This window comes from Candidatus Accumulibacter vicinus (assembly GCF_000584955.1).
In the GTDB taxonomy this organism is placed as follows: domain Bacteria; phylum Pseudomonadota; class Gammaproteobacteria; order Burkholderiales; family Rhodocyclaceae; genus Accumulibacter; species Accumulibacter vicinus.
The window spans coordinates 42,766-43,080 of sequence record NZ_JDSS02000027.1 but is presented as its reverse complement, the minus strand read 5'-3'; the positions used below and the strand labels follow the sequence as shown (position 1 = coordinate 43,080).

Genomic DNA, 315 nt, shown 5'->3' with positions numbered 1-315 from the left:
TGGCCGGATCGTTCGCATCAAGATTACCGAGCAGGATCGCCGGATCTTCGTGCCGACGCCCCATGGTGGCCCGAGCTGGCATCGGGGCTACAACCGGCGCACCGCACTGGAACGAATCAACAACCGTATCGACCACAGCTTCGGCTTTGAGCACCACTTCATCCGCGGCATTGACAAGATGAAGCTGCGGGTAGGGCTGGCCTTCGCGGTCATGCTCGCGATGGCGCTTGGGCACATCAAGCAGGGGCGTGCTCACCAGATGCGCTCACTGGTTCAGACTCCACGACAGGCCAGCGGTTAGCGCCTCCAGGCGAC

1 pseudogene is annotated in these 315 nt (G+C 62.5%); it reads left to right on the top strand.

Annotated elements, in window-relative coordinates:
• Positions 1-301: pseudogene (locus tag CAPSK01_RS22915) on the top strand (transposase); the annotation flags it as partial.
• Between the last annotated feature and the right edge of the window lie 14 nt (positions 302-315).